13 protein-coding genes and 1 tRNA gene are annotated in these 16,204 nt (G+C 67.9%); 6 read left to right on the plus strand and 8 right to left on the minus strand.

Annotated features, from left to right (window positions below; all coding sequences use genetic code 11):
* The first annotated feature begins 2 nt into the window (after positions 1 to 2).
* The 4 genes from D6850_RS01720 to D6850_RS01735 all read left to right on the plus strand — a co-directional run bounded on the left by D6850_RS01720 (position 3) and on the right by D6850_RS01735 (position 6,074).
* Positions 3 to 1,493, plus strand: a complete 1,491-nt coding sequence (locus tag D6850_RS01720) for a heme biosynthesis protein HemY (protein ID WP_121163308.1) — start codon at positions 3 to 5, stop codon at positions 1,491 to 1,493.
* 44 nt (positions 1,494 to 1,537) lie between these two features.
* Positions 1,538 to 1,613 (plus strand) — tRNA-Thr (locus D6850_RS01725).
* Between the two features lie 233 nt (positions 1,614 to 1,846).
* On the plus strand, positions 1,847 to 4,804 hold the full coding sequence (gene ileS, locus D6850_RS01730; RefSeq protein WP_121163309.1) for an isoleucine--tRNA ligase: 2,958 nt from the start codon (positions 1,847 to 1,849) through the stop codon (positions 4,802 to 4,804).
* Positions 4,805 to 4,922: 118 nt separating this feature from the next.
* Positions 4,923 to 6,074, plus strand: a complete 1,152-nt coding sequence (locus D6850_RS01735) for a trans-sulfuration enzyme family protein (RefSeq protein ID WP_121163311.1) — start codon at positions 4,923 to 4,925, stop codon at positions 6,072 to 6,074.
* A 6-nt stretch (positions 6,075 to 6,080) separates the two neighbouring features.
* Here the strand turns inward: D6850_RS01735 and D6850_RS01740 are convergent, their stop codons facing one another.
* The 4 genes from D6850_RS01740 to D6850_RS01755 form a co-directional block, all read right to left on the minus strand.
* Complete coding sequence (locus D6850_RS01740) at positions 6,081 to 6,929, minus strand: class I SAM-dependent methyltransferase (RefSeq protein WP_121163313.1); 849 nt, start codon at positions 6,927 to 6,929, stop codon at positions 6,081 to 6,083.
* Positions 6,930 to 7,005: 76 nt separating this feature from the next.
* Complete coding sequence (locus tag D6850_RS01745) at positions 7,006 to 7,872, minus strand: C40 family peptidase (protein WP_121163314.1); 867 nt, start codon at positions 7,870 to 7,872, stop codon at positions 7,006 to 7,008.
* Positions 7,869 to 9,275, minus strand: a complete 1,407-nt coding sequence (locus D6850_RS01750; protein ID WP_245964066.1) for a leucyl aminopeptidase family protein — start codon at positions 9,273 to 9,275, stop codon at positions 7,869 to 7,871. The genes D6850_RS01745 and D6850_RS01750 overlap by 4 nt, the downstream gene beginning before the upstream one ends.
* A gap of 90 nt (positions 9,276 to 9,365) precedes the next feature.
* On the minus strand, positions 9,366 to 9,746 hold the full coding sequence (locus D6850_RS01755) for a hypothetical protein (RefSeq protein WP_121165015.1): 381 nt from the start codon (positions 9,744 to 9,746) through the stop codon (positions 9,366 to 9,368).
* A 171-nt stretch (positions 9,747 to 9,917) separates the two neighbouring features.
* Between D6850_RS01755 and D6850_RS01760 the strand changes: the two genes are divergently transcribed.
* Positions 9,918 to 10,568: a carbonic anhydrase gene (locus tag D6850_RS01760; protein WP_121163315.1), complete on the plus strand. Its 651-nt coding sequence runs from the start codon at positions 9,918 to 9,920 to the stop codon at positions 10,566 to 10,568.
* 158 nt (positions 10,569 to 10,726) lie between these two features.
* Here the strand turns inward: D6850_RS01760 and D6850_RS01765 are convergent, their stop codons facing one another.
* Positions 10,727 to 12,361, minus strand: a complete 1,635-nt coding sequence (locus tag D6850_RS01765) for a DUF4139 domain-containing protein (protein WP_121163316.1) — start codon at positions 12,359 to 12,361, stop codon at positions 10,727 to 10,729.
* A gap of 118 nt (positions 12,362 to 12,479) precedes the next feature.
* On the opposite strand from D6850_RS01765, the gene D6850_RS01770 reads away from it, so the two are divergent.
* On the plus strand, positions 12,480 to 12,965 hold the full coding sequence (locus tag D6850_RS01770; RefSeq protein ID WP_121163318.1) for a hypothetical protein: 486 nt from the start codon (positions 12,480 to 12,482) through the stop codon (positions 12,963 to 12,965).
* Between the two features lie 3 nt (positions 12,966 to 12,968).
* On the opposite strand, the gene D6850_RS01775 is transcribed toward D6850_RS01770, so the two are convergent.
* The 3 genes from D6850_RS01775 to D6850_RS01785 form a co-directional block, all read right to left on the minus strand.
* Positions 12,969 to 13,991, minus strand: a complete 1,023-nt coding sequence (locus tag D6850_RS01775; RefSeq protein ID WP_121163319.1) for an aspartate-semialdehyde dehydrogenase — start codon at positions 13,989 to 13,991, stop codon at positions 12,969 to 12,971.
* 68 nt (positions 13,992 to 14,059) lie between these two features.
* A complete protein-coding gene (locus D6850_RS01780; RefSeq protein WP_121163320.1) occupies positions 14,060 to 15,235 on the minus strand; it encodes an MFS transporter in 1,176 nt (391 codons plus the stop codon).
* Positions 15,236 to 15,240: 5 nt separating this feature from the next.
* A complete protein-coding gene (locus D6850_RS01785) occupies positions 15,241 to 16,170 on the minus strand; it encodes a histone deacetylase family protein (RefSeq protein WP_121165017.1) in 930 nt (309 codons plus the stop codon).
* Positions 16,171 to 16,204: the final 34 nt, after the last annotated feature.

Consider the following 16,204-nt stretch of genomic DNA (forward strand, 5'->3'; position numbering starts at 1 on the left):
ACATGCTATGGTCAATTGTCAAAATCGCGATCTTCCTCGCGCTTGTCGTCGGAGCCAGCTTTGGCGCGTCCTATCTCCTGGACCTCGACGGCGGCGTGCGGATCGTCCTGGGCGGGATCGAGCTGAACCTCACGCCGCTCAAGGCGGTGATCGGTTTCGTTCTCCTGCTGCTGGTGGTGTGGCTGCTGCTCAAGCTGGCGTCGCTGCTGATCGCAGTGCTGAAATTCATCAACGGCGACGAAACGGCGATCTCGCGCTATTTCGACCGCAACCGGCAGGAAAAGGGCTATCGCGCGCTGAGCGAGGGGATGATGGCGCTCGCCTCGGGCGAGGGCGGCGTCGCGCTGGCCCGCGCGAACAAGGCGGAACGCTACCTGCGCAAGCCGGAACTCACCAACCTGGTGATCGCGCAGGCCGCCGAGATGTCGGGCAACCGCGCCAAGGCCGAGGCGGTCTACAAACGGATGCTCGCGGACAGCCGCACGCGTTTCGTGGGCGTGCGCGGCCTGTTGCAGCAGCGCCTGGAGGACGGAGAGACCGACACCGCGCTGGAACTGGCCAAGAAGGCCTTCGGGCTCAAGCCTTCGCATGCCGAGGTGCAGGACACACTGCTCAGGCTGCAAACCGACAAGGCTGACTGGTCGGGCGCGCGCGCGACGCTCAACGCCAAGCTCAAGCACGGCAACCTGCCCCGCGACGTGCACAAGCGCCGCGACGCGGTGCTGGCGCTCTCGGAGGCGCGCGAGGTGGCCGAGGCTGGCCGCGACATCGAGGCGCGCGAAACCGCGATCGAGGCCAACCGCCTGTCGCCGCACCTCGCGCCCGCCGCCGTCATGGCCGCGCAGAGCTATATCGACCAGGGCAACAAGCGCCACGCCGCCCGCGTGCTGCGCAAGGCATGGAGCGCGCAACCCCATCCCGACCTCGCCGCCGCCTTCGCCCGGATCGAACCCGACGAGACGCCCGAAGAGCGGTTGAAGCGGTTCAGGCCCCTGATCAAGGCCATGCCCGACCATCGCGAGACCAAGCTGCTGGAAGCCGAATTGCATATCGCAGCCGAGGATTTCCCCGCCGCCCGCCGCGCGCTGGGCGATTTGCCCGAAACCGACCCGGACGCGCGTGTGCTGACGATCATGGCCGCCGTTGAGCGCGGCGAGGGCGCGCCGGATGCGGTGGTCAAGGGCTGGCTCGCCCGGGCGCTGAGCGCGCCGCGCGGCCCGCAATGGATCTGCGACAACTGCCAGCATATCCACGCCGATTGGCTGCCCGCCTGCGAACATTGCCATGCCTTCGACACGCTGGAATGGAAATCGCCCCCCGCGCATACGGTGACCACGCCCACCGGGGTCGAGATGCTGCCGCTGATCGTCGGCCAGATCGAGGGACGCGGCAACGCCCCGGAGGCCGGGGATCCGGACAAGCCGGACGTCCTCGACGCCGAGATCGTGACCGACGCCGAAGCCGAAAAACCGGCCGCTCCGACGACGAATTAGGCTTGGAACGCCCCGGTCGCGATGCTATAGCGCCGCGATACCGGGCCGCTGTAGCTCAGCTGGTAGAGCACGTCATTCGTAATGATGGGGTCGGAGGTTCGAGTCCTCTCAGCGGCACCAGTAACATCTTTCTCCGGCATGTTTCACCGTGAACCCGCGACGCATCGGCCGCGCGGCTCTGGACGCCGGGAAACGCGGCCCCTATAAGGCCGGGCATGACGCGGTTCATGGCGATCATCTTCCGAATTACATGCCCGGCGCTCTGACTGTCCGAGCCGCCGGGAAAAGGCGTTTGACCCGTCGCGCCGCCCAAGCCCTTTTTGCCACGACCTGACTGACGAAGGACGCCGCCGATGTGCGCCGACACGACCCAGACAACCGAATACAAGCAGACGCTGAACCTGCCGCAGACCGACTTCCCGATGCGCGCAGGGCTACCCAAGCGCGAACCCGAATGGCTGAAACGGTGGGAGGAGATCGGCATCTACGACCGCCTGCGTGAACGGGCAGGGGACCGGCCGCCCTTCACCCTGCATGACGGCCCTCCCTACGCCAACGGGCACCTCCATATCGGCCACGCGCTGAACAAGATCCTCAAGGACATGGTCGTGCGGTCCCAGCAGATGATGGGCCGCGACGCGCGCTACATCCCCGGTTGGGATTGCCACGGTCTGCCCATTGAATGGAAGATCGAGGAACAGTATCGCGCCAAGGGCCGCAACAAGGACGAGATCGACATCGTCGATTTCCGCCAGGAATGCCGCAAGTTCGCCGATGGCTGGATCGACATCCAGCGCGAGGAGTTCAAGCGCCTCGGCGTCACCGGTGCCTGGGACCGTCCGTATCTCACGATGGATTACCGCGCCGAGCGGATCATCGCGGAGGAGTTCCAGAAGTTCCTGATGAACGGCACGCTCTACCAGGGCTCCAAGCCGGTGATGTGGTCGCCGGTTGAGAAGACCGCGCTGGCCGAGGCGGAGGTCGAATACCACGACAAGGAGAGCTTTACGGTCTGGGTGAAGTTCGAGGTAGTTCAGGCCGGCGCAAGCGGAACAGAGCCCATGGACCTCGCCGCCAGGGCTGATGATCTGCTGAATTCTTATGTGGTGATCTGGACCACCACACCCTGGACCATCCCGTCGAACAAGGCTGTGGTTTACGGGGAGGATATTTCGTACGGACTTTACGAAGTCACGAAAGCACCCGATGAATGTTGGGCGAAGGTCGGCGAAAAATACATCCTTGCGGACAAATGCGCGGAAGATGTCATGGGCCGTGCACGGTTGGACGATGACATGTATCGTCGATTGCGCGATGTAACCGTCGACGAACTTCTGCATATCAAGCTGATGCACCCCTTGGCCCACGCCGAAGGCTCCAACGGCGAATGGGACGCCCCCCGCGATTTCCGCGCCGCCGATTTCGTCACCGACGAGGAAGGCACCGGTTTCGTCCACTGCGCCCCCAGCCACGGGATGGAGGAGTTCGAGCTTTACCGCGATCTCGGGATGCTCGCCGATGTCATTACCTACAACGTGATGGACGACGGCGCTTTCCGCGAAGATCTGCCGTTCTTCGGGGGCAAACGCATCCTCAAGCCCAACGGCAAGGAAGGCGACGCCAACAAGGCCGTGATCGACAAGCTGGCCGAGGTCGGCGGCCTGCTGGCGCGCGGCAAGATCAAGCACAGCTATCCGCATAGCTGGCGCTCCAAGGCGCCGATCATCTATCGCAACACGCCGCAATGGTTCGCCGCCATCGACCGCCCCGTGGGCGACGGGCAGGACGACTACGGCAAAACGATCCGCCAGCGTGCGCTGACCTCCATCGACGAGCTGGTGACATGGACCCCGCAGAAGGGCCGCAACCGCTTGTATTCCATGATCGAGGCGCGCCCCGACTGGGTGCTGTCGCGTCAGCGGGCCTGGGGCGTGCCGCTGACCTGTTTCACGCGGGCGGGGGGCAAGCCGACCGATGACGACTACCTGCTGCGCAACAACGAAGTGAACGCCCGCATCCTTGAGGCGTTCGAGGCCGAGGGCGCGGATGCGTGGTACAAGGACGGCGCGAAGGAGCGGTTCCTGTCGGGCATCGTCGATCCCGCCGACTGGGACCAGGTGACCGACATCCTCGACGTGTGGTTCGATAGCGGCTCCACCCACGCCTTCGTGCTGCGCGACCGCGAAGACGGATCCGACGACGGGCTGGCGGATCTCTACCTCGAGGGCACGGACCAGCACCGGGGCTGGTTCCATTCCTCGATGCTCCAGGCCTGCGGCACGCTGGGCCGCGCGCCCTATCGGGGGGTGCTGACGCATGGCTTCACGCTGGATGCGAAGGGCAACAAGATGTCCAAGTCGCTCGGCAACACGGTCAGCCCCGAGGACGTCACGAAGCAATACGGCGCCGATATCCTGCGCCTTTGGGTGGCGCAGTCGGATTATACCGCCGATTTGCGCATCGGGCCGGAAATCCTGAAAGGGGTCGCCGACAGCTACCGCCGGCTGCGCAACACGATGCGCTACCTGCTGGGCAATGTCGTGCATTACACCGACGCGGACCGCATGGATGCGGCGGACATGCCCGAGCTTGAACGCTGGGTGCTGCACCGCCTCGCGGAACTCGACGCGCGCGTGCGCGAAGGCTACGCCGCCTATGATTTCCAGGGCGTGTTCCAGACGCTGTTCAACTTCTGCACGCTGGATTTGTCGGCCTTCTACTTCGACATCCGCAAGGACGTGCTCTATTGCGACGGCGACAGCCCCGAGCGCCGCGCCGCGCGCACGGTGCTCGACCTCTTGTTCCACCGGCTGACCACCTGGCTCGCCCCGGTGCTGACCTTCACGATGGAGGAGGTCTGGCTCGAGCGGTTCCCCGGCGCGGATAGCTCGGTGCATCTTCAGGACATGCCCGCAACCCCGCAGGACTGGCGCGACGACGCGCTCGCCGCGAAATGGGCGCGCATCCGGCAGGCGCGTCGCGTGGTCACCGCCGCGCTCGAAGTGCAGCGCACGAACAAGGTGATCGGCTCCTCGCTCGAGGCCGCGCCGTGCGTGCATGTCGAGGATGCGGATACGCTCGCCGCGCTGCGCTCGGCGCCGCTGGCGGACGTCTGCATCACCTCGCAGATCGCGCTCACCGACGCCGCCGCACCCGAGGGGGCCTACAGCCTGCCGGAAACTCCCGGCATCGCCGTCGCCTTCGCGCGCGCGGCGGGCGACAAGTGCGAGCGCTGCTGGAAAATCCTGCCTGACGTGGGCGCCCACGCGCACCCCGGCGTCTGCGCGCGCTGCGACGCGGCGCTAGAGTGACCCCGGCCCGGGGCGGCCCCGCACACCGCCCCGGGTTTTTCTTGGCGAAAATACCCTCGCCGAAGGCCGAAACGCGAAGACGCCCGCCCGGGTGGATGAGCAAGCCAGGACGCATCCGATGAGAAACCGCCCCCTGTCCCCCGCCACCCGCGTCGCGCAGGCGCTGCGCTATCTCGACCCCGATACCGGCGCGATCACCCCGCCGATCCAGCCCTCGGCGACCTATGCGCGCGCGCCCGATTACACGCTGCGCGACGCCTACATGTATCGCCGCGACAGCAACGAGACGACGGATCACGCCGAGGCGATCATCGCCGATCTCGAAGGGGCGGCCGATACCATGCTCTTCGCCTCCGGCATGTCGGCGGCCAACGCGGTGCTCGACGCGCTGCCCGCCCGCGCGCATGTGGTCGCACCAGACGTGATGTATCACGGCATCCTCCACCGGATGCAGAAGCTCGACGCGCTGGGCCGGCTCGGATTGTCGTTCTACAAGACCGCCGACCTCGCCGCGATGCAAGCCGCCATCCGCCCCGGTGAAACCGCGCTGGTCTGGGTCGAGACGCCCAACAACCCCGATTGGGACGTGACCGATATCAAGGCCGCCGCCGCCATCGTCCATGACGCGGGCGCGCGGCTGCTGACCGATTGCACCGGCACGCCGCCCTGCTGCACGCAGGCGCTCGCGCTTGGGGCCGATATATCGTTCCATTCCGCGACCAAGTATCTCAATGGCCATTCCGACGTGACCGCCGGGGCGCTGTCGGTGCGCGATACCGGCGACTGGTGGGAGAGCGTTTCGGACATCCGCAAGCTTGCCGGGACGGTGCTGCACAGTTTCGACGCCTTCCTGCTGATCCGCGGCATGCGCACGCTGATGCTGCGTGTGGAGCGCGCGACGCAGAACGCGCTCGCGCTCGCCAGCCATTTCGAAGGGCATCCGCTGATCGAACGCGTGCTCTATCCCGGCCTGTCGTCGCATCCGGGGCACGAGATCGCCAAGCGTCAGACCGGCGGGCTTTACGGCGGGATGCTGTCGCTTATCACCGCCGGGAATGAGCGGACCGCCATCGACACGGCCCGGTTCTGCGAACTCTTCTACCCCGCCACGTCGCTGGGCGGGGTCGAGAGCCTGATCGAGCACCGCAAGACCGTCTCGGGCGAAGGGTTCCGCGTGCACCCGAACCTGCTGCGCCTCAGCATCGGGATCGAGGATGCGGACGACCTCATCGCCGATCTCGAACAGGCGCTGAGCCGCGCCGCGGGCTGACCCTGCTCAGCCCGCCGTGCGCGCGGTGCAGAGCTGGATCGCGGCCGGGATGCGGATGCCTTCAGGCGTTTCGAAATTCGCGAGCGCGTCGCGCAGCGCCTTCTGAATCGCGGCGATGTCCTCGGCGCTGCCGTTCTTCTCACGGATGATGCTCGCCGCGGGACCGATCCGCGTCGACAATGCCGCGACATCCACCGCCGTGCCCGGCGGCGTCAGCGCAACATCCGCGCGCGCGACCTCGACGTCCTGCAAACCGGCTTTCTGCAAGAGCTCTGCGACATAGGTTTCATCCTCGAACGCCATCGGCCCCGGCGCGCGGGGCGGCGTCGGAGACGCGTCGCCCAGCCGCTCCCTGGCCGCCTTGGCGGGGATGGCGAACCACGGGTTCTCGGCGACGCTACGCCAGGCGGTGAAGACCAGCGGCGCGCCCGGCTTGAGCGAGCTCGCGATGTTGCGGAACGCCTGCGCCGGATCGGCGAAGAACATCATCCCGAACCTTGAGACCGCCACGTCATGTGCGGCAAGCTCGAACGGGTGAATCTGCGCGTCCCCTCTAGTGAAATGAGCGTTGGTCACAGCGTCGCCGCGGGCGCGGGCCTCCTCCAGCAGCGTTTCGGAGATATCGACGCCAAGGACGCGCCCGCCCGGCGCGATGCGCTCCGCAATGGCGAGCGTGCTGGTTCCCGTGCCGCAGGCGACGTCGAGCACGCGCATCCCCGGCGCCGGCGCCGCGCGCTCCAGCATGAGGTCGAGCACCGGCGCAAGCGTCGCGTCCAGCGCCTCGCGCTGCTCCACCCATTTGCGCCCCGGTCCGCTGGTCCAGTATTCCGCCTGGTCGGTGTTGTCGTCGCTCATCGTCGCTCATCCTTTCGCCAGTTGCATTGGTCGGGCCGCAGGATACGGGGGGACGGCAGGGCGGAGCCCTCGCGTTTCAGCCGATCGGCCCAAGCCGCCGGTGCGCCCGCACCTGTCCTTCGCCCTGCGCCGCGATCCGCGCAAGCGCGGCCTCGAGCGGCTCCTGGGCGACGGCCATGTGATATGCGTTGGCATGCAGGATCGCGCCCGGATCCGCAACCCATGCGACGTGCCCTTTCCAGAATAGCAGATCGCCGCGCCGGGGCGGCGCGCCCGCAGGCAGGAGCGTGCCGAGCGCGGCCTCCTGCTGGTCGCTGTCGCCGGGGCAGGGCAGCCCGCAGGCGAGGCAAGCCGCCTGCACCAGCCCCGAACAGTCGATCCCGAGGCTCGAATTCCCGCCCCAGAGATAGGGCGTCCCGAGATAGAGCGCCGCCACCGCCACGGGATCGGCCGCGGTGACGCTGAGCGGCGCGATATGCGCGGCGGGAACGTATAGCGGCGCGGCTCCATCCGGGCCGGGCATGTCGACCTCGGCCCACGCGCCTTCGATCCCGCGCACATGCAGGCGCGCGCCATGGCAGAGGAGCATCACCTCGTCACGCGATTTCAGTTGCGGCGTGGCCTTGGCATGGCTTTGCCGGACATGCACCGCATGGGTGGGCGGCGCCCCTTGCGGCGCCAAGCGGAGCGTACTCACCCAGCCGACATACCCGTCGCGCGCGCAGAACCCGAAGGCGTGACCGTCCTGCGTGTCGAGCACCGTAAAGGTTTGGCCGAAGATCAGTTCGCGCTCCCGCCGCCCGTCCGGCGCATCAAGCACCGCGGCGACGCGCGCGGTGACGCAATGCGGCGCGCCGGCGACGAAACGCTCCGCCTTCACCCGGCCTCGCAGGCTTTCATGCGCGACGCGCCCGTTGCTGCGCAGGTCGCGCCGATCGCTCACAGCTTCAGCGCACGCGGCAGCGCCGCCAGCAACGCCCGCGCCCCCATGCCGACGCCGCCCTTGGGCCGCGCCGGGGCAGGTGTCGGGTTCCAACCGTAGATGTCGAAATGCAGGTAATTGGCGCCCCCGGCGAACCGCCGCAGGAAGAGCGCCGCAGTGACCGAGCCGGCAAAGCCGCCTTTGGGCGCGTTGTCGAGATCGGCGATCCCCGGCTCTATCATCGCCTCGTACGGGGCGTGGAACGGCAGCCGCCAGACCGGGTCGGCGGCCTCGGCGGCGCCGGCCTCGAGCGCGGCGACCACGTTCGCGTCGTCGCAGTAATAGGGTGCGAGATCCGGCCCCACCGCGACCCGCGCTGCGCCGGTCAGAGTGGCCATCGACACCATCAGGTCGGGCGCGTCCTCGGCCCCAAGCGCCAATGCGTCGGCCAGCACCAGCCGGCCTTCGGCGTCGGTATTATTGATCTCGACCGTCTTGCCGTTTCGCGCGGTCAGGATGTCGCCGGGGCGGAAGGAATTGCCCGCGACCGCGTTCTCGACCGCCGGGATCAGCACCCGCAGCCGCAGCGGCAGATCGAGCGCCATGATCATGTGCGCCAGGCCCAGCACCGTGGCGGCGCCACCCATGTCCTTCTTCATCAGCGCCATGCTGCCGCCCGGCTTGAGGTTGAGCCCGCCGGTGTCGAAACACACGCCCTTGCCCGCCAGCGTGAGCGTCGGGCCACTATCGCCCCAGGTGATGTCGATCAGCCGCGGCGCATCCGCCGCCGCGCGCCCGACCGCGTGAATCAACGGGAAGTTGCGGTCAAGCAACGCCTCGCCGCGGATCACTTCCATCCGCGCGCCATGCGCGGAGGCCAGCGCGCCGCAGGCCGCCTCGAGATCGGTCGGCCCCATGTCGCTTGCCGGCGTGTTGATGAGGTCGCGGGTCAGCGCCTCGCCCGCCGCGATCGCCTCAAGCCGCGCCGCATCGACGCCCTCGGGCGCGATCAGCCGCGCCTTGGGGCGGGTCTGATCGGCGTAGCGGTCGAAGACATAGCCGCCCAGCAGCCAGCCCAGCGCCTCCTCCTCCGCGCGATCAGCCGGGAGCCCGGCCAGACGATAGACGCCTTCAGGCAGGGCTGCGGCGCATCCCGCAAGGTGAAACCGGCCGCGCGCGCGCGCCTCGGCCGTGCCATAGCCCGCCAGCGCCAGCGCGATCCCGCCCGCATCGTCCGGCACGGGCAGGGCGCCGCCCAGCCTGGCCGTGAACCCGCTGGCGCGCACCCAGTTGGCGACGCGGGCCGGCTGCCCGTCGAGCCAGCGGTCAAGGTCGTCCTGCGCGATCACATGCAGCGTGATCGCGTCACCGTCCGGGTCGGCGAATGTCAGCTGCGCGGCGGTCGGGGCTTGGGGTGTGGTCACGGGGCATCCCTTCGGGCTCGAACGGTCGATTGGCGTAACCTATCCGACCCGGCGCGACCTGCAAGCCCCGGTGACGCGCGCGTCCGCCGCTCAGACCGACATGTCCTGCAAATCCCATATTTCGCTCAGGCTGCGTTCGCCGATCCGCAGAAGACGCGCCAGCGTCGCGGCCAGCGCGACCGGATCGCCGCTGTCGGCGCAGCGGGTCACGTCATTCGCGACGCGGCCCAGCATCTGCATGCCGATCTGCTCTGCGATCGCGACGAGGCTGCGAGCGGATTTGCGCATGTCGGGGCCGCGCCCCTCGCGATAGCAGCGTTCGGTATGCGAAAGCCGCACGGCGATCTCCTCGAGCGCGCGGCAGACGATATCTTCCGCCCCCGCCTCGCCCAACTGATCGTAGAGGGATTCGAGCCGCTCGGGATCGAGCTGCGCCGATTCGTTCTGTTTCAGCAAGGTCACGTGTTCCACAATCTCACCCCAGGTATCATGCCGACGCCGGGCGGTCCCCACGCCGCCGGGCAGGGGCAAGGTGACAGGAAGCGCCTTCCAAAAGGTTTCGGGGCGGCGCATTTCTCGCTCGAATTCGTTGTGAATTCCCACTATTCACCATGCATATCATACCGCGCGAAAGGGATTGAAATGCACCGCACCCATCCATTGCCGCCCTACCTGATCAATCGCTATCACGGCTGGAAAGCCACGACTTACGCCGACAACAAGCCGTGGTATCGCCTGCTTGCCGAAAAGGGCCAGCGTCCGCGCGCGATGATCATTTCCTGCTGTGACAGCCGGGTGCATGTGACTTCGATCTTCGGCGCCGACCAGGGCGAATTCTTCATCCACCGCAACATCGCCAACCTGGTGCCGCCCTACGACGCCAGCGGCGGGCAGCACGGCACGTCGGCGACGATCGAATACGCGGTGATGAACCTCAATATCGCGCACCTTATCATCATGGCCCACTCTCACTGCGGCGGCGCCGCGGGTTGCGACCAGATGTGCGCCGGCACCGCGCCCGAGCTCGAGGACAAGTCGAGCTTCGTCGGTCGCTGGATGGACATCCTGCGCCCCGGCTACGACCGCGTGGCCCATATCGAGGACGAGGCCGAGCGCCTGCGCGCGCTCGAAAAGGAAACCGTGCTGGTCTCGCTCGACAACCTCACCACCTTTCCCTTCGTGGAAAGCGCCATCGACGAGGGGCGACTGACGATGCACGGCCTCTGGCTCGACATCGGCAGCGGGGAGCTCGAGCAGTATATTCACTCGACGGGCACGTTCACGCCGGTCTGAGACGAACCTCGCAGGCAGCCGGTGACCTCTGGCCGCGGGGAACGCGCCCGGACCCCTTCAATGGTCCGATAGATACGCAAACTCTGCGGCTCCCGGCCAGGCGTCGCCGGATGGCACGATGCGGGGCGATTGCAGCCCCTGCTTCGCCCCGCCGCGGCTCAGCGCAGGATCATCCCCTCCGGCCATTCGAGGTCGGACTTCAGCCCGATCTTCTGCGTCTCTCCGGCGGGAAGGTCGAACTCCCAGGCGAGCACGCCGCGCTTGCCGTCGATATCGGTCTCGGTTGGCTCGGGGTCCGCGCTCCAGGTGATCGTCAGCTTCTCCTGCTCAGAATAGGCGACGCGGTCCAGCAGGCGCACCGGCCAGGTCTCCTTGGTGAGGTTCTCGACCTCGATGCGGACCTCTTCGCTGAGGTCGTTGGATTTCGAGATGACGCCGCTCGCGCCCTGTTCGCGGACCAGCACCGTGCGGGTCAGACGCAATCCCTCGATCGGACCGAAGGACAAAGTTTCCTCGGCCCCCGCCGCGATCAGGGCGATGCCGCGTTGCCCCTGGTAGGCGCCGTCGAGGTAGAAATTCGCCTCGGCCGAGGGCAGGATCAATTCGCCCATGTCGTTGGTGAATTTCGCCATCAGGAACGCGGTTTCATCCAGCAGCGGAACCGCCTCGGCAAAGACATCCGCCCCGGTCTCGAGCGTGTCGAGCGTGAGACGCATGTAATCGGCGCCGCTGGCGATGGAAACCGGTTCGGGGTAGGTGTAGGTTACGGCCAGTCCGTCAAATTCGGCCTCTGCGGTCACACGCTTGAACGCGGCGCCGGCGGCCATGTCCTGCGCCTCTTCGGCCATCACCATCGGCGCGGGCGCGGCGGAGGCCAGCGGAACGGGGCCGTCTTTCGGCTTTTCCATGACCCAGCGCCGCTCGGGCGGGAGGTCGCTTGGCGTGGTCTGTTCGGACGGGCGCACCGTCGAGAGGCGCAGCGCGACATCCTCCCAGTTCTCGCCGGTCGATTGCGCGACGAAAGCGCCGCGCTCGATCGCGAGCGCGCCGCTCGCGCGGTCGAGCCGCAGGTCATAGACCGGCCGCCATGAAGCGCCCGGAACCATGTAGGTGATCGTCATCATGCCTTCCATCGCCTTGTCGCCTGCGATGGCGACGGACAGCATCGCGCGTTCCTCGGGTTCGGGAACCAGGGCCGCCAGCGCCTGTCGCGCGGCCTTCAACTCTTCGGAGAGGTCCCTCAGCGCGCGCTCCGCCGCGTCGGCGCGGCGCAAGGCGTCATGGGCGTCGCGTTCGGCGGACAGGGTTTCCCGGCCGATCAGGCCGACGAGATCGCGCAACGCCGAGATGTCGAGGCCGGCGACCCCTTCGCCTTTGCCGATCTGCTCGAGGAAGGCGACCCGCGCCTTCGCCGCCCCCGCCTCGAGCCGGATATCCTGCACTTCCGCCTGCCGGTTGCGCATCTCCTCCTCGAGCCGCTCGACCTCTTCCTCGGCGGCCTTGATCGCGGCGCTGTCGGTGTCGCCCCGCGGCGGCACGAAACGGTTTCGCGCCGTCACGCCGCCCATCTCGGCGCCGTCGACCGCGACTCGGACACTCGACAGTGGCGTGCCGAGCGGCAGGTCGGTGAGGATCAGGGCGTGCCGCCCGGCGGGGGCGGCAAAGGGCGCTTCGCGGGTGATCGTGGCGCCCTGCGGATAGAGCGTGACCGCGCTCACGTCGCTGCCGAGCGGAATGTCCTCGGCGAAGAGGGCGGTGGGCAGAATGGCGAGAGCGAGGGACAAGGCGCGCATGAAATTTCCTCCGGTTGGATGCGCACAATCTTTGCCGGGTATGAGAGCATTGCAAGCGCGGCGCGGAAAATTGTGCGGATTCACGCTAAATTAACCGTGATCGGGCCAGCGTGGCGGCATGAGAACCGAACACGTCACATTGCGACTGCCGACCGAGGCGGTGCAGGCCGTCCGGCGCCTGGCGCACGCGCGCGACATCACGCCGGGGCAGTTCATGCGCGAGGCGATCGGCGCGGAAATCAGGCGCTCCACGCGCAACGCGAAGACGCCCAACCGGGCGGATGAGCAGCTCCTCGGCCCCTTGCGGGTCCTCCTCGCCTCGGATTTCGCGCGCGCCACGTCATGGGAGGACCTGAACGACCGCCTGTGCGCCAAGGGCTACGCGCTGCGCGAGGCCGGCGGCGGGCTCGCCCTGCACGAGGCGCCGGGCGGCGCGCGGCTCTGCAAGGCGTCCGAGCTCGGTCACGCGTACGGCGCGCTCATGCGCCGCTTCGGCGCGCCCCTTCCGGGACACGCGCATCGTCACCTGGCCGACCGTATCCTTGGCACGGCGCGCCCGCGCGACGCGCCGCCGGATGATTTCGACGTGATCGAACCGTTCTGACGTTCAGGCCTTCTTCAACACCCGGTTGCCCAGCGTCTCGGCAATCTGCACCGCGTTCAATGCGGCGCCCTTGCGCAGGTTGTCACTGACGCACCAGAGGTTCAGCCCGTTCTCGATCGTGCTGTCCTGGCGGATGCGGCTGATGAATGTGGCGTAATCGCCGACGCATTCCTTGGGCGTCACGTAGCCACCGGATTCGCGCTTGTCGATCACCATGATGCCGGGGCTTTCGCGCAGGATGTCGCGGGCCTCGTCCTCGTCGAGGAACTCCTCGAACTCGATGTTGATCGCCTCCGAGTGGCCGACGAAGACCGGCACCCGCACGCAGGTCGCCGTGACCTTGATCGCCGGGTCCACGATCTTCTTGGTCTCGGCCACCATCTTCCATTCCTCCTTGGTCGATCCGTCCTCCATGAAGACGTCGATATGGGGAATGACGTTGAAGGCGATTTCCTTCTGGAACTTCTTGGGCGCCACCTCGGCCGTGGGATTGTAGACGGCCTTGGTCTGCTCCCAGAGTTCGTCCATGCCGTCCTTGCCCGCGCCGCTCACCGATTGGTAGGTGCTTACCACCACGCGCTTGATCCGCGCGCGGTCATGCAGCGGCTTGAGCGCCACCACCATCTGCGCGGTCGAACAGTTGGGGTTGGCGATGATGTTCTTCTTCGCACAATCCTCGACCGCCTCGGGATTCACCTCGGGCACCACGAGCGGCACGTCCGCGTCGTAGCGGTAGAGCGAAGAGTTGTCGATCACGACGCAGCCCGTCGCGGCGGCCTTGGGCGCGTATTGCTTCGTCGCGTCAGAGCCGACGGCAAACAGCGCGATGTCCCAGCCAGTGAAGTCGAACGCGTCGAGATCCTGCGTCTTGAGCGTCCGCTCGCCGAAGCTCACCTCGGTTCCCAGCGACCGGCGGCTCGCCAGCGCGGCGATCTCGTCGACCGGGAAATGGCGCTCGGCCAGGATGTTCAGGATTTCGCGGCCCACGTTGCCCGTGGCGCCGACGACGACGACGTTGTAGCCCATGATGTCCTCTCCGGATCGAATTGCACTGGCCTCTTAGACGCAAAGCGCGGGGGTTGGAAGGGCTTCGATCAGCGCGGGGCGTCACGGCTCAGCAGGTAGATCAGCGTCCCGGCGAGGATCACGATCCCGAAGAACGCGAACAGCGTCGCATAGGCGGCCCCGGTCCCGCCGCGCGCGAGCGCCGCCGCGTGCAGCGGGCCCGAGCCGAACTGCATGACGCTGACCCCGCCGATGCCGAAGAGGTTCATCAACGTCACGCCGCGTCCGGCAAGGTGCGGCGGCAGGAAGCTGCGCCCGTGCGCCACCACCAGCGGAAAGCTTGCCCCGAAAAGGCCGATCACCGCGCAGAGCGCGACCGACAGTCCGACGCCATGCCCCACCAGCAGTGCGAGCGCGAGCGTCGCCGCCGCGCAGACGAGGTTGCCGCCGAAACACACCCATTTCTGCGTGCCGAGCAGCCGGTCGAGCGGACCGTACAGGAACGTCCCCGCGATCATCGCCGCGCCCATCACCAGGGTCGCCTGGCCGATCTGCCCGGTTCGCAGGCCGAAGACATCGCCGAGATAGGGGCCGATCCAGAGGCCCCGGATCGCCGCGGCGGGCGCGTAGGAGACGAACATCAGGATCAGGATCGGCCAGAGCGCGCGCATCCGCAGCAGATCGAGGATCGAGCCGCGCGCGCCGCCCTCGACCGCGTCGGGGTCGCGCAGCACAAGCGCGATGCCGCCCGCCACCGCGAAGGCGATCACCGCCAGCCCCCAGAGCGAGGCGCGCCAGCCGAAGGTTTCGGCGGCAAACGCCATCGGCCAGGACGCCACGAGGTTGCCCGTCGATCCCACGCTCAGCATCACTGCCGCCAGCGTGGCGAAACGCGCCACCGGGAATTGCCGCGCGAAGATGTAGTAGGAGGCCATCAGGACCGGCGCGCAGCCGATCCCGATCAGCATCATCGCCAGCGTCACATGCCCCGGCGCCGCGGCCATCGCGAACAGCGCCGATCCCCCGCCGCCGCCGAGCGCCAGCAGCACGGCGGCCGTGCGCCGCGGCCCCACCCGGTCGAGCGCCCAGCCGATGGGCAGCTGCATCGCCGCGAAGCCGAGGAACCACATCCCCGAGGCGAAGGCGAGATCCTCGGCCGTGGCGCCGAGGTCGCGGCCCAGCACCCCGCCCAGCACCGCGAGGAAGGCGCGGAAGAACTGGCTCAGCACATAGGCGAGGCAGAGCAGGACCAGCCCGGCGCGCATTTCTCTCAGTCCGCGCCGCGCGCGATCAGCACGTCGACATGAGCGGCGGCGCAGCGCGCAAGCGCGGCGAGGTCGTAGCCGCCTTCGAGGTTTGAAACCAGCCTGCCGCCGCAATGCTTGTCGGCGAGGTCGCAAAGCCGCTCGGTGATCCAGGTGAAATCACTGTCCTCCAGCATCAGCCCCGCGAGCGGGTCGTCGCGATGCGCGTCGAACCCGGCGGAAACGAGCAGAAGTTCGGGCGCGAAGGCGTCGACGGCGGGCAGCACCTGCGCCTCCATCACCTGCCGGAACGCGCTGCCGCCCGCGCCGTCATGCAGCGCGACATTGAGGATGTTGCCGTCCACCCCGGTTTCGCCCGGGTCGCCAGTGCCGGGGAAAAGCGGCATCTGGTGGGTCGAGCAGAACAGGATGCGCGGGTCGTCCCAGGCGATGTCCTGCGTGCCGTTGCCGTGGTGCACATCGAAATCGACGATCGCCACGCGGCCAAGTCCGTGGCGCTCCAGCGCGTGCTTCGCCGCGATCGCGACCGTGCCGAACAGGCAGAACCCCATCGGCGTGGCGCGCTCCGCGTGATGGCCCGGCGGGCGGCAGGCGACAAAGGCGTTGGCGGCTTCGCCGGCCAGAACCATGTCGACCGCGCGCACCGCGCCGCCCACCCCGCGCAGCGCCGCGTCCAGTGAGCCGGGCGAAATATACGTGTCCGGGTCCAGTTGCGCGGCTCCCGCCGCGGGCTCCGCCGCGCGGATCGTTTCGACATGCTCGGCGGAATGCGCCAGCAGCAGGTCGGCCTCTTCGGCCAGCGGCGCCTCCATGCGCTCCAGAACTTTGCCTTCGAGCGCGGCCAACAGATGTTCGAGCCGCGCGACCCGCTCGGGGTGGCCCGGCGGGGTGGCGTGGCGCAGGCAATCGGCGTGGGTCAGGAGGGCTGTGGTCATGTCGGGCACCTTCGACGGCAAATCGCGGGCATGT

It is taken from the genome of Roseovarius spongiae (genome assembly GCF_003651245.1).
Taxonomy (GTDB): Bacteria; Pseudomonadota; Alphaproteobacteria; order Rhodobacterales; family Rhodobacteraceae; genus Roseovarius; species Roseovarius spongiae.